This window comes from Streptomyces sp. NPDC046727 (assembly GCF_040645635.1).
Taxonomy (GTDB): Bacteria; Actinomycetota; Actinomycetes; order Streptomycetales; family Streptomycetaceae; genus Streptomyces.
The window spans coordinates 40,279-52,456 of the sequence record NZ_JBEYYR010000011.1; the positions used below are offsets into that span (position 1 = coordinate 40,279).

Consider the following 12,178-nt stretch of genomic DNA (forward strand, 5'->3'; position numbering starts at 1 on the left):
CCTTGAGACTCCTAGGGAGCCCCGCCTTGGTGACTTCTGCCCGCTTCCCGTTCGCCCCGGAAGGAGTGCGCGGCGCATGACGAAGCAGATCCATCTCGCCGCTCAGCTGCCGGCCATCCACAACGTCACCGTCTGGTCGGACCCGCGCTCCACGAGCCAGATCGCCGTCGACAACTTCGTGCACCTCGCGCGGACCGTGGAGCGCGGCAGGTTCGACTTCTTCTTCCTCGCCGAGGGACTGCGGGTGCGCGAGCACAAGGGCCACTTCTACGACCTGGACGTGGTGGGCCGCCCGGACAACCTGACCATGCTCAGCGCGGTGGCCGCCGTCACCACGCGTCTCGGGGTGGCCGCCACCGTCAACGCCACGTTCAACGAGCCGTACGAGGTGGCGCGCCGGCTCGCGACCCTCGACCACCTCAGCGGCGGGCGTGCCGCCTGGAACGTGGTGACCAGCTTCGACGCCTTCACCGGCGAGAACTTCCGGCGCGGTGGCTTCCTCGCCGAGGCCGACCGCTACACCCGCGCCGCCGAGTTCCTGGCCACGACGCGTGAGCTGTGGGACAGCTGGGCCGGCGAGGACGTACCCGCCGACCCGGTGGCCGGGCGGTTCGTCCGCGCCGGGGCCGGTGAGTTCGCCCACCGCGGCGAGCACTTCGACATCGCGGGGCGCTTCACGACCCCGCGCAGCCCGCAGGGGCACCCGGTGATCATCCAGGCCGGGGAGTCCGAGGCGGGCCGCGAGTTCGCGGCGTCGGACGCCGAGGTCGTCTTCAGCAAGTACAACCGCCTCGCCGAGGCGCGCGCCTTCTACCAGGACGTCAAGGGCCGCCTCGCCCGGTACGGCCGCTCACCGGACGCGCTGCGGATCCTGCCCACCGCCACCGTCGTCGTCGCCGACACCGACGCGGAGGCCGCGGCGTACGCCGACGAGATCACCCGCGCCCAGGTGAGCCCGCAGACCGCCATCGCCCACCTGGAGGCCGTCTGGGGCCGCGACCTGTCCGCCTACGACCCGGACGGGCCGCTGCCCGACGTCGACCCGGAACCCGAGTCGCTGATGCTGAAGGGGCATTCCGTGTTCCGCACGGGCCGTGCCGAGACCGCCCGGCGCTGGCGCGCCCTCGCCGAGGAACGCGGGCTGAGCATCCGTGAGCTGGTCATCGAGGTCCACGGCGGGCAGACCTTCGTCGGCAGCCCGCGGACGGTCGCCGACACCATGGACCACTTCGTGCAGAGCGACGGCGCGGACGGCTTCGTGTTCGCCGCGCATCTGACACCCGGCGGCCTGGACGACTTCGTGGACCGGGTGGTGCCCCTGCTGCAGGAGAAGGGCGTCCTGCGCCGGGAGTACACGGGGACGACACTGCGCCACCACCTGGGTCTGCCACCGCTGCCGCGCGCCGGGCGCGGCTCCGGGAACGCGAAGGAGGCATCGTGAGCGACGGCCCGCTGCACCTCGCCGTCGCCCTGGACGGCGCCGGCTGGCATCCGGCGGCCTGGCGGTCCCAGGACGCCCCGGGCGCCCTCTTCACCCCCGCGTACTGGGCGGATCTGGTCAGGGAGGCCGAGCGCGGCCTGCTCGACTTCGTCACGTTCGAGGACTCCCTCGGCCCGCAGTCGGCCGCCCCGCACCGGCCCGACGACCGGACCGACCAGGTCAGGGGCAGCCTGGACGCCGTACTGCTCGCGGCCTTCCTCGCCCCGCTCACCACGCGCGTCGGCCTGGTCCCCACGGTCAACGTCACCCACACCGAGCCGTTCCACGTCGCCGTGGGCATCGCCACCCTCGACCATGCCGCCAAGGGCCGCGCGGGCTGGCGTCCGCAGATCGCCTCGCGCGCCGCCGACGCCGCCCACTTCGGCCGCCGTTCGACCCCGCAGCTGACCGACGACGACATCCGCGACCCCGAACTGATCGCCGCGCGGCTGCGCCCGCTGTTCGCGGAGGCCACCGAGGTGGTGGAGGTGGCCCGGCGGCTGTGGGACAGCTGGGAGGACGACGCGGAGATACGGGACACGGCCACGGGCCGCTTCATCGACCGCGACAAGCTGCACCACATCGACTTCGAGGGCGCGTACTTCAGCGTCCGGGGCCCTTCGATCACGCCCCGTCCGCCGCAGGGCCAGCCGGTGGTGGCGAGTCTCGCGCACGCCTCCACGCCGTACGAGTTCGCGGCGCGCGGCTGCGACGTCGTCTTCGTCACGCCACGGGACCGCGCGGGCGCCGAGGCGATCCTCGCGCAGGTGGACGAGGCCGCGGACCGGGTGGGCAGGGACGTACGGGACCGGCCGCTGCGCAGGTTCGCCGAGGTGGTCGTCTTCCTGGACGACGAACCCGGCGCCGCCGCCCGCCGCAAGGAGCACCTGGACCAGCTGAACGGCGCCGCGTACACCTCGGACGCCCTGGTCTTCACGGGTACCCCAGGTGAACTGGCCGACCTGCTGCTCGACTGGCGCTCGGCCGGGCTGGACGGCTTCCGGCTGCGGCCCGGCGCGTTGCCGTACGACCTCACCGCGATCACCCGGCGGCTGGTGCCGGAACTGCAACGGCGCGGTGTGTTCCGCACGGCGTACGACACCGGGACCCTCCGCGATCGGCTGGGCCTGCCGGCTCCCCGGAACAGGTACGCGCGGGGGGACTGAACGGAGAGCCGAGGGCTGCCGCCTCAGCGGGTGGCGACGCGCCGTTCCAGCTCGTCCCGCACCGCGCGGACCACGGGCGCCAGATGCGGATCGCCCGCCGCTTCGGCGAGTGCCTCCCGCAGGGCGGCGCGGTGGGTGTGCCGGGCCTGTCGCGCCAGGGCGAGGCCCGTGTCGGAGGCACGGGTGCGGATGCGGCGGGCGTCGGCGGTGCAGGGCGAACGGCGGATCAGGCCGCGGTCCTCCAGGCGGATCATGAGGCGCGTGGTGGCGCTGTGGCTGAGGCCGATGGCGTGGGCGAGGTCGCGCGTGCTCGGCCGGCCGTCGTCGTGGTGCCGGCGGCTGAGCACGTCGAGCAGGGCGAACTCGCGTGCGCTGACCCCGTGTCCGGTCCGCAGGGCACGCTCGATACGGGCCTCCGCGCTGCCGAGAAGCCTGCACAGCACCTGCCAGCGCTCTCGGGTGACGGCGGGGGGAGAAGCGGTCACGGGGGGCCTTTCGGTCCGGGCGGCGAGCCGTACCTGGGGTTGCGTACACAAAGGAAGGTGCCCCGGCGGCACAGGCCGCCGGGGCACCGAGCACATCAGCCGTCCCTTGCGTCCCGCGGGGGATGGTCGGACGCACGGTGGCCGGATGTGCTCACTGAGCCGTGAGGACGGGATCCTCGACGGCCGCTGAGGCGGCCTGCTTCTTCTTGCTGGGCAGGCCCAGGGTGATGAGCAGGCCGATCACCATGCCGACGGCGGTGAGCAGGACGACGAGGAACTCACCGTCCGCGGTGGCGGCCTTGAGCGCGTCGCCGGTCTTCCCGCCGGTGCCGGCGTCGGCGATGGCGGTGAGGACGGCCAGGCCGATGGCGTTGCCGATGTTGAGGGTGGTGGAGGCCATGCCGTTGGCGATGCCCTGCTCGTCGGCGGCGACTCCGGTGGAGGCGGCGATCCACATGGCGGTCCAGACGATGCCCTGGCCCACGCCGGAGACGATCAGGCCGGGGAGCAGCATGACGTAGGTGGCGTCCGCGTCGAAGCCCCAGGCGAGGAGCGCGGTGCCCACGGCGCCGACGAGGAAGCCGGCCAGCAGGGTCGGGCGGGTGCCCAGCTTGGTGGTCAGGCGCTCGCCCAGCTGGGTGCCGGTGGCGATGGCGACGGAGGGCACGAGGAAGGCCAGACCGGTCTGCAGCGCGCTGAAGCCGTGGACCGACTGCAGCAGCACGGTCAGGAAGTACGGCAGGGTGCCGAAGGTCGCCATGTAGAGGAAGGTGACCGTGATGCCCACGCTGAGGCTGCGGTTGCGGAACAGCCGGAACGGCATGAGCGGGTCCTGGCTGCGGGACTCGATGGCGGCGAAGGCGATCAGGAAGACGACCGCGGCGACGAAGGAGCCGATGACCTCGGGCGAGGTCCAGCCGCTCTCCGGTCCCTCCACCAGGGCGAAGACGAGCAGGGTGGCACCGGCGGTGACCGTCAGGGCGCCGGGCAGGTCGAACCGGCGGCCCGCCGTGCGCGCCTCGTCCCGCGGGATGACGGCCAGCGCGGCGATGGCGACCAGGCCGGCCAGCGGCACGTTGACGAAGAAGACCGCGGGCCAGCCGAAGCTCTCGGTCAGGATGCCGCCCAGCAGCGCGCCGACGGTCAGACCGCTCGCGCCGGCTCCGCCCCACACGGCGAGTGCCCGGTTCCGCTTGGGCCCTTCCTCGAAGAGCGTGTTGATCAGGGACAGCGTGGACGGCAGCAGGAGCGCGCCACCGATGCCCTGAACGGCGCGGGCGATGATGATGACGGCCGGGCTGCCGGCCAGCCCGCCCGCCAGGGACGACAGGGCGTAGATGGTGAGTGCGAGGACGAACATCCTGCGCCGCCCGAGCAGGTCCGCCGCTCGCCCGCCCAGCAGCAGGAAGCCGCCGGCGAAGACCACGTAGGCGCTGACGACCAGTTGCTGGGTCTGGCCGGGGAAGCCCAGGTCGTCACCGATGTCGGGCAGCGCGACGAAGACGATGTTCAGGTCGAGCGAGAAGATCAGCTGCGCCAAGGCCAGCAGCGCCAGACTCCAGCCCAGACGTTGCTGACGCGGACCGCTGTGGCCCGACTGCAGCGTGGGTGAAGTGGACATGAAAGGTCAGCCCCTTTGGGTCATGGGCTGGGCAGCCCGAACCAGTACGACTGTTCATATGCTTACGTACAATCGAACCGACGGCAACCGGGGGAGCGAGATCCGGCCACGACCGATCCGGGCCGGACAGGGAGGCCGCGTGGACGAGGGATGGTCAGACTGTCGCGGTACAGTGGAACAATGATCGCCCACCACCCCGACCGTGATCAGATCCGCATCGCCAACGTCCTCACCGCCCTCGGCAACCCCATGCGCCTGACGGTCGTACGCGTCCTCAGCGACGGCGAGGAGCACAACTGTGGCAGCATCCTGGACGGGGTCTCGAAGTCCTCGATGACGCACCACTGGCGCGTGCTGCGAGACGCCGGCATCATCTGGCAGCGCCCATCGGGCCGGGAGAACCTGCTGTCCCTGCGCCGCGAGGACCTCGACCACCGCTATCCGGGCCTGCTGGACGCGATCCTCAACGGGGCGCGGAGCGAGGCCGAGTCGCAGCCGAGCTGATCTCCTCCAGCAGTGCCGCGGCGCGCCGGATGTCGTCGCTGCCGGGGGGCTGCCAGGCCGCCCGGCCGCCGAGCCGGCGCAGGAACGCCCGGAGGACCGCCGCGGCCCGAGGCGCTTCGTACAGCCGCGTCGTGGTCCGTCCGGTCAGCACCGTGACCCGGCCGTCGTCGACGTGGATCGTCCCGCGCCGCCCCTCGAAACACGCGGAGAACCCGGCCCGCGGACTGACCCAGCTGGTGTGCAGCGTCACGGGGATCCCTCCCCAGCGCAGCAGAACGGCGCCCGCCGTCTCCAGCGGGCAGCCGGGGCTGTAGCGCGGATCCACGTCGAGGACGTCGAGCGGCCGGTGCGGGGCCAGCCACAGCAGCAGGTCGACGAGGTGGATGCCGAGGTCGCCGAGTGCTCCGGCCGCTCCCTGAGCGGGGTCCAGCATCCATGCGGTCCCGGCCGTGAACATGCCGTCCGTGAAGCCCGAGTGCGCGAAGCGCAGCCGGACGGCGGTGAGCGGCCCGATGACGTCCCGCAGCAGCAGGGCCCGCACCCGCTTGAGGCCGGGCGCGCAGCGCAGGAACATCGCGGTGGTCCCGCCCGCGCCGGCCTCCAGCAACGGCAGCAGGCGGGCGGTCTCCGCGGCCGACGCGCCGAGCGGCTTCTCGACCAGGGTCGGCACGCCGGCCAGGGCCGTGTGCGGCAGGAGTTGGGCGTGCTGCGCGGTGGTGGCGGTGATGACGGCCGCGTCCGCGGACCGCAGCGCCTCCCGCACGGGTACGGCGTCGAAGACCAGCCCGTCCCCGGGGTCCGGTGCCGCCGGAAGCACCACCGAGGACACCCCGGGGTCCCGGGCGAGCAGGTCGTGGTAGTCACGGAAGTGCACGTGGGAGGTGCCGAGCAGGACGACGTGCAGCGGTCTCACCACGGTGCTGCCCCTCGGTCGGATCCGGCGATGTCAGCGGGCTCCGACGGCGGCGGCCGCGGACACGGGACGGCCGAATGAGCGGTCGCTGTAGACCAGGGGGGCGCGGTCACCGGTGTGGGTCGCCTCCACCCGGCCGATGAGGATGCTGTGGTCCCCGCCGTCGACGACGTCGTGCAGGGTGCAGGCGACGCGTGCCGCGGCGTCGCGCAGCCCGGGGAGACCGAACTCGCAGGGCTCCATGTCTCCGTCGGCGAACCGGTCCACGCCGGACCGGGCGAAGCGCAGGGCGACGTCGCTCTGCTCCGCGGCGAGGATGTTGACCAGAAAGCGCTCCGCGGTGACGAAGGCCTGGTGGGTGCTGGCGTTCTTGTCCAGGCAGATCAGTACCAGGGGCGGCCTGAGGGACAGGGAGCTGAAGGAGCTTCCGGTGAAACCCCACCGGTCGCCGGACGCGTCCACGGTGGTGGCGATCGTCACGGGAGCCGGAACGCGGGCCATGGCACGGGTGAAATGGGCGGTTTCGACGGTCATCGGGATATCCGTTTCGCGGGGCGTGGGTGTCCGGCCGGGTGAGGGTGGTGGCCCGGTCAGGGGCTGTGCGGCAGCGACTGGGTGACGTACTGGTGGAGCCAGGTCCGGAAGTCGGCGCCGAGGTCCTCGCGTTCGCACGCGAGCCGGACGATGGCGCGCAGGTAGTCGCCCCGGTCACCGGTGTCGTAGCGGCGGCCCTTGAAGACCACGGCGTGGATCGGCTCGTCGCCGGTGGCCAGCAGCCGCTCCAGCGCGTCGGTGAGCTGGATCTCCCCTCCCCTGCCGGGCGGGGTGTCGCGCAGCGCGTCGAAGACGGCGGGCGACAGGACGTAGCGGCCGATGACGGCGAGGTTGCTGGGGGCCTGGCCGGGCTGCGGCTTCTCCACGAGGGAGGTCACCTCGACGACATCGGCGTCCTTGGTGAGGGCGACCTCGGCGCAGCCGTAGAGGTGGATCTGGGCGGGGTCGACCTCCATCAGGGCGATCACGCTGCCGCCGTGGTCCCGCTGGACCTCGGCCATGCGCGCCAGCAGGGGGTCGCGGGGATCGATGAGATCGTCCCCGAGCAGTACGGCGAAGGGTTCGTCCCCCACGTGCGGGGCGGCACACAGGACGGCGTGGCCGAGTCCCTTGGGCTCGCCCTGCCGCACGTAGTGGAGTGCGGCGAGGTCGTTGGTGGCCCGGACCTTCCGCAACCGGTCCTGGTCGCCCTTGTCCTGAAGGATGCGCTCCAGCTCCTGGTTGCGGTCGAAGTGGTCCTCCAGGGCTCTCTTGTTGCGCCCGGTGATCATGAGGATGTCGGTCAGGCCGGCGGACACGGCCTCCTCGACGACGTACTGGATGGCCGGCTTGTCCACGACGGGCAGCATTTCCTTGGGTGTTGCCTTCGTGGCGGGCAGGAACCGCGTCCCCATGCCTGCCGCGGGGACGACGGCCTTCCGCAGGGGGGCGGGCTGTGCGGGTGTCATGTCAGGGCCCATTCGGTGTCGTAGGCGAGCGGGGACGAACCGTCCGCCGCGGGGGAAGGGGAAGGTCCGGGGCGGCCGTCGGAGAGTGCGGTCAGGAACGACCGGGCCCAGAACTCGACGTCGTGGGTGAGCACTTGGCGGCGCAGCCGGCTCATGCGGTGGCGCGCCTCGTCCGGTGACAGGTCCAGCGCCTCGGCGAGGGCGTTCTTGACGCCCTGCAGGTCATGGGGGTTGACCAGGTACGCGCCGGAGAGTTCGGCCGCCGCGCCCGCGAACTCGCTGAGCACCAGGGCCCCGTCCTCGCGGTACCGGCAGGCGATGTACTCCTTGCAGACGAGGTTCATGCCGTCGCGCAGCGGGGTCACCAGCATGACGTCGGCGGCGCTGTAGAAGGCGGCGAGTTCCTCGCGGCTGACGGAGGTGTGCAGGTAGTGCACGACCGGCCGGCCGACCCGGCTGAACTCGCCGTTGACCCGTCCCACGGTGCGTTCGACGTCCTCGCGCAGCCGGACGTAGTGCTCGACCCGTTCCCGGCTCGGGATGGCTATCTGGACGAAGGCGACCCGGTCGGGACGGATCCGTCCCTCGCCGAGCATCTCGTGGACCGCGCGCAGGCGGACGTCGATGCCCTTCGTGTAGTCCAGCCGGTCGACGCCGAGGATGATCTTCTCGGGGTTGCCCAGTTCCTCGCGGATCTGCCGGGCGCGACGCTGGACGTCGGGGCGCCGGGCGAGCCGGTCCAGCTCCGCCGCGTCGATGGAGATGGGGAAGGCGCCGATACGGACGCTGCGGTCGCCGAGGTGGACGTCCCCGGGGCGGGCGCCGGGCGCGGGGCGCGGCTCGGTGGACGAGCCCGTGAGCCGGTGCGCGAGCCAGCGGAAGTTCTGGGCCCCGCCGGGCCGGTGGAAGCCGATGAGGTCGGCGCCGAGCAGACCGCGCACGATCTCGGTCCGCCAGGGCAGCTGCATGAACAGCTCCACGGGCGGGAACGGGATGTGCAGGAAGAAGCCGATGCGCAGATCCGGGCGCAACTCCCGCAGCATGGCCGGTACGAGCTGCAGCTGGTAGTCCTGGACCCACACGGTGGCCCCGGGACCGCTGGCCTCGCTGGCGGCTTCGGCGAACGTACGGTTGACGCGCACGTACGCCTCCCACCAGCTGCGGTGGTACTCGGGCGGCACGATCACATCGTGGTACAGCGGCCACAGGGTGCCGTTGGAGAAGCCCTCGTAGAAGCCGCTGACGTCGTCGGCGGAGAGCCGCACCGGGTGCAGGCGCAGGCCGTCCTCGGGGAAGGGGGGCAGGTCACGGGCCGTGGTGCCGGGCCAGCCCACCCAGACGCCCCGCCGGCCGCGCAGGAACGGTTCGAGGGCGTTGACGAGGCCACCGGGGCTGTGCTGCCAGCGCGGGCGGCCGGTGGCATCGCGTTCCAGGCTCACGGGCAGGCGGTTGGCCACGACCACGAGGCCGGCTTCCGCGCGCGGTGCCCGCGTTTCTTCGTCGTCCATCCGGAAGCTCCTTGTGCAGCGTGGTGGGGCGGGTGTGCCGCGCCGGGTGTGCCGCCGGTGGTCGCCGGCAGCACACCCGGCGGCGGGTCACTTGCGGAAGTCGACGATGGTCTTCAGGTCGGTGGTGAACCGGTAGTTGTCGAGGATGGAGACCAGGCCGTCGTAGTCGTCGAAGGGGTGCACGGTGGAGAGCAGCGCCTTGCCGTCGACGATGCCCCTGAGCAGCATCTGCATGGCCGCGGAGATGACGTTGGCGCTCTTGTGCATCGGGAAGTGGGTGACGTCGAAGGGCGCCGAGCGGACGTTGATGCCCTTGGCGAGCATCAGCCAGGTGTCGAACTTCTGCATCTCCTGGGAGGCCCCGTACAGGATGTACCGGCCGCCGGCCTTCATCTTGCGCATGGCGACCCGGCGCGGGTCCTTCTCCTCGTCGGCGACCTTCACGGTGGGCAGGGCGTCGAAGACGTAGTCGAAGGTGCCTTCCTCGACGGACTCGATCAGCTCGTCCGGCAGGTAGGCGCGGTCGGAGAACTGGCTCTCGGCGAAGGCGTTGCGGGCCGGGTTGGTGTCGACGGAGACGACGGTGTTGGCGGCCAGCAGCCGCTTGATCACGCTGCCCGCGATGACACCGATGGGGCCGGTGCCCATGACGAGCACCTTGTCGCCGATCCGCGGCGGGTTGGACAGGACCGAGCGCATGGCGCCGGTGACGGGCTCGATGAACGACGCCTCCAGGTCGCTCATCTCCTCGGGTATCTTGACGGCCGCCGCGCGCCGGTCGTCGTTGAAGTTGCGGTCGGCGGCGAAGACGTCCTCCTTGACCTGCCCCGAGAAGATGGGGCGGACCGTGCGGTACTCGGCGAAGCCGCCGAAGTCCGTCTGGCCCCAGTAGACGATGCGGTCGCCGATCTTGATGTCGACGGGGCCGCCGTCGAACTCGGGGCCGATGTCGACCACTTCGCCCAGGTACTCGTGGCCGAGGACGACGGGGTATTCGGACGGGAAGAGGTGGCCTTCGTAGAAGGAGATGTCGGTGGAGCAGATCGACACGCACCGCGTCTTCATCAGCAGGCCGTCGAAGGGGGTCGTGGGGACGGGGAGCTCGGCCAGAACGGTCTTGCGGGGGGCCAGGAGCTGCACGGCCTTCATCGTGTCCAACGTGTTTCCTCCGGAAAGTGCTGGGTTGCGTTTCTGGGATTCTTCGTGGGGTCAGCGGCGCTTCAGCAGTTCTCCGCCGAGGAGGTACTGGCCGGCCATTTCGAAGTGCGTGGGCGACAGCGTGATGTGCTTCACCGCGGAATGCACATCACGGAAACAGCGCTCCAGCCGGCTGGTGGCGTACACGGAGGTGGCGCCCGCCAGGTTGTAGGCGATGTCGACGACGGCCGAGGTGTTCTCCGCGACCGTCGCCGCGGTCAGCCGCACGAGTGCCGTCAGCGGCTTTCCTCCGGTCTCGCCGAACTCGGCGACCCGGCCGGCGGTGTCGGAAAGCAGCAGTCGCGTCGTGTGCAGGAGAATTTCGGCCCGGGCCAGTTTCTCCTGGACGACATGGCTGGTGGCGAGGGTGCTGCTCGCCCCGGTCGCGGTCTTCTTCACCGCCAGTTCCTTGAACGTGGCGACGGCGTCCTGCGCGATTCCGAGGGCGGTGGAGGCGGAGGTGAACGGCCCGAAGTCGTCGTAGCTGATCGCGTACGCGCGCGATTCCCGGGCGGCCGGCGGTCGGGTCATCTCCGCCGCGTTGACGGTGTACTCCTCCGGGACGAAGACGTCCTGGACGGTGTAGTGATTGCTGCCGGTGCCGCGCAGCCCGACCGTGTACCAGGTGTCCCGGAGTTCGACCGACTTCCGCGGCACGAACAGCATGCGCAGTTCCGGGCCGGTCTCGGTGTGGCGCTTCTGCCCGCCGTCGGTGACCCAGGCCGCGCACACCAGCCAGTCGGCGTGGGCCGACCCGCTGGCGAAGGCCCACTCACCGCTGAGCCGGTATCCGCCGGGTACGGCCTCGGCCTGGCCGGAGGGGTTGACGCCGCCCACGATCAGGCCGTCGTGGTCGCGGAACAGCTCGGTGGAGGTGGCCTCGGGCAGGTAGTCGGCGAGCCGGCCGATGGCGCCCTGCACGCCCATCTGCCAGGCGACGGAGGCGTCCAGCCGGGCGAGCGCCTGGATGACGGCGGAGCCGGTCCGGATGCCGACCTGCGAACCGCCGAACTGCCGGGAGACCCACATCCGCGGGATGCCCGCGTCGCGCAGGGCCTCGAACACCGGGCGCGGGGTCACACGTTCCCGCTCCGCCCGCTCGCGCTGCTCCTCGATGACCGGGGTGATGCGATGGACCCGGTCCAGCCACTGCTGCGTCTCCTCGTCCGGCACGAGGGAGGGCAGCGCGTGTTCGACGCTGAAATCATTCATGAGATGGCTCCGTACTGTCCCGGAATGGGCTGCGAGAGAAAACCGCAGGTCATGAACTGTGAACGAGGGCGTCCGCGTTGACGCTCGAACAGGAGAGCTTCGGCCTCACGGCAGGCGACATCGGCGCCGGTTGAGGATTCACCGTCTCAAGCGGGAATCACTGAGGCTTCTTCGCTCACTCCGCGAACAGTGCTCTCACCTCGCGGCTTCGTGCTCCATTCTGAGAAAAGCGCCGACGCCGGGCAACCCTGAACTGCCGTAAGTTGCACGCCCCGGAGCGCAAAAAGGAGCCCGGGAGAACTCGGTGAGTTCTCCCGGGCTCCGGTCCGGCGCCTACGGCGCCGTTCTTCAGTGCTGGTGGGTCAGGGTGAAGGTCGGGGTGATGGAGAATCCCGGCGTCTTGGCCTCGGTGGACGCCTCGACCGCGGCGGCGAGTTCATCGAGGTCGGTGTACGCGTCGAAACCGGTGGCCAGTTCGGCGGTCTCGTTCATCATTTTGCTACCTCCTGTTGTTTTCTCGGGCTCCGGCCGGAGACGTCTCCTTTATAGCAACTGTGATCACGGGCCTCCAGGCGCATCTTGAACAGCCC

12 protein-coding genes are annotated in these 12,178 nt (G+C 71.2%); 3 read left to right on the forward strand and 9 right to left on the reverse strand.

Translation table 11 applies throughout. The features are described from left to right. The first annotated feature begins 76 nt into the window (after positions 1-76). Both ABZ937_RS15930 and ABZ937_RS15935 read left to right on the forward strand, forming a co-directional pair. Positions 77-1,441, forward strand: coding sequence for an NtaA/DmoA family FMN-dependent monooxygenase (locus ABZ937_RS15930; protein WP_361691748.1), 1,365 nt, complete (start codon positions 77-79; stop codon positions 1,439-1,441). Further along, on the forward strand, positions 1,438-2,646 hold the full coding sequence (locus ABZ937_RS15935; RefSeq protein WP_361691751.1) for an LLM class flavin-dependent oxidoreductase: 1,209 nt from the start codon (positions 1,438-1,440) through the stop codon (positions 2,644-2,646). The genes ABZ937_RS15930 and ABZ937_RS15935 overlap by 4 nt, the downstream gene beginning before the upstream one ends. A 23-nt stretch (positions 2,647-2,669) precedes the next feature. Here the strand turns inward: ABZ937_RS15935 and ABZ937_RS15940 are convergent, their stop codons facing one another. Both ABZ937_RS15940 and ABZ937_RS15945 read right to left on the reverse strand, forming a co-directional pair. After that, positions 2,670-3,131 (reverse strand): MarR family transcriptional regulator, encoded by a 462-nt coding sequence (locus tag ABZ937_RS15940; protein WP_361691754.1) that lies wholly within the window; start codon positions 3,129-3,131, stop codon positions 2,670-2,672. A gap of 151 nt (positions 3,132-3,282) precedes the next feature. After that, positions 3,283-4,752: an MFS transporter gene (locus ABZ937_RS15945; protein ID WP_361691757.1), complete on the reverse strand. Its 1,470-nt coding sequence runs from the start codon at positions 4,750-4,752 to the stop codon at positions 3,283-3,285. Positions 4,753-4,932: 180 nt separating this feature from the next. Here ABZ937_RS15945 and ABZ937_RS15950 point away from each other — a divergent pair, with 180 nt between their 5' ends. Next, positions 4,933-5,256 (forward strand): helix-turn-helix transcriptional regulator, encoded by a 324-nt coding sequence (locus ABZ937_RS15950; protein ID WP_361691760.1) that lies wholly within the window; start codon positions 4,933-4,935, stop codon positions 5,254-5,256. On the opposite strand, the gene ABZ937_RS15955 is transcribed toward ABZ937_RS15950, so the two are convergent. From ABZ937_RS15955 to ABZ937_RS15985, 7 genes are all read right to left on the reverse strand, one after another. Continuing rightward, entirely contained in the window at positions 5,216-6,172 is a 957-nt protein-coding gene (locus ABZ937_RS15955; protein ID WP_361691763.1) for a Gfo/Idh/MocA family oxidoreductase, read from the reverse strand. The two genes, ABZ937_RS15950 and ABZ937_RS15955, sit on opposite strands and share 41 nt — an antisense overlap. Positions 6,173-6,202: 30 nt before the next feature. Continuing rightward, entirely contained in the window at positions 6,203-6,703 is a 501-nt protein-coding gene (locus tag ABZ937_RS15960; protein ID WP_361691766.1) for a flavin reductase family protein, read from the reverse strand. A gap of 56 nt (positions 6,704-6,759) precedes the next feature. Next, a complete protein-coding gene (gene galU, locus ABZ937_RS15965) occupies positions 6,760-7,671 on the reverse strand; it encodes a UTP--glucose-1-phosphate uridylyltransferase GalU (protein WP_361691769.1) in 912 nt (303 codons plus the stop codon). After that, positions 7,668-9,179 carry a trehalose-6-phosphate synthase gene (locus tag ABZ937_RS15970; protein ID WP_361691772.1) on the reverse strand — a complete coding sequence of 504 codons (1,512 nt, stop codon included), beginning with the start codon at positions 9,177-9,179 and terminating at the stop codon, positions 7,668-7,670. The genes galU and ABZ937_RS15970 overlap by 4 nt, the downstream gene beginning before the upstream one ends. An 87-nt stretch (positions 9,180-9,266) precedes the next feature. Further along, entirely contained in the window at positions 9,267-10,328 is a 1,062-nt protein-coding gene (locus ABZ937_RS15975; protein WP_361692308.1) for an alcohol dehydrogenase catalytic domain-containing protein, read from the reverse strand. 60 nt (positions 10,329-10,388) lie between these two features. Then, complete coding sequence (locus ABZ937_RS15980; protein WP_361691775.1) at positions 10,389-11,588, reverse strand: acyl-CoA dehydrogenase family protein; 1,200 nt, start codon at positions 11,586-11,588, stop codon at positions 10,389-10,391. Positions 11,589-11,936: 348 nt separating this feature from the next. Further along, entirely contained in the window at positions 11,937-12,083 is a 147-nt protein-coding gene (locus ABZ937_RS15985; protein WP_361691778.1) for an LxmA leader domain family RiPP, read from the reverse strand. Positions 12,084-12,178: the final 95 nt, after the last annotated feature.

Coding starts and splice junctions, on each gene's coding strand:
- ABZ937_RS15930 (WP_361691748.1), top strand. CDS start 77: ATGACGAAGCAGATCCATCTCGCCGCTCAGCTGCCGGCCATCCACAAC.
- ABZ937_RS15945 (WP_361691757.1), bottom strand. CDS start 4,752: ATGTCCACTTCACCCACGCTGCAGTCGGGCCACAGCGGTCCGCGTCAG.
- ABZ937_RS15950 (WP_361691760.1), top strand. CDS start 4,933: ATGATCGCCCACCACCCCGACCGTGATCAGATCCGCATCGCCAACGTC.
- ABZ937_RS15960 (WP_361691766.1), bottom strand. CDS start 6,703: ATGACCGTCGAAACCGCCCATTTCACCCGTGCCATGGCCCGCGTTCCG.
- galU (WP_361691769.1), bottom strand. CDS start 7,671: ATGACACCCGCACAGCCCGCCCCCCTGCGGAAGGCCGTCGTCCCCGCG.
- ABZ937_RS15970 (WP_361691772.1), bottom strand. CDS start 9,179: ATGGACGACGAAGAAACGCGGGCACCGCGCGCGGAAGCCGGCCTCGTG.
- ABZ937_RS15975 (WP_361692308.1), bottom strand. CDS start 10,328: ATGAAGGCCGTGCAGCTCCTGGCCCCCCGCAAGACCGTTCTGGCCGAG.
- ABZ937_RS15980 (WP_361691775.1), bottom strand. CDS start 11,588: ATGAATGATTTCAGCGTCGAACACGCGCTGCCCTCCCTCGTGCCGGAC.
- ABZ937_RS15985 (WP_361691778.1), bottom strand. CDS start 12,083: ATGATGAACGAGACCGCCGAACTGGCCACCGGTTTCGACGCGTACACC.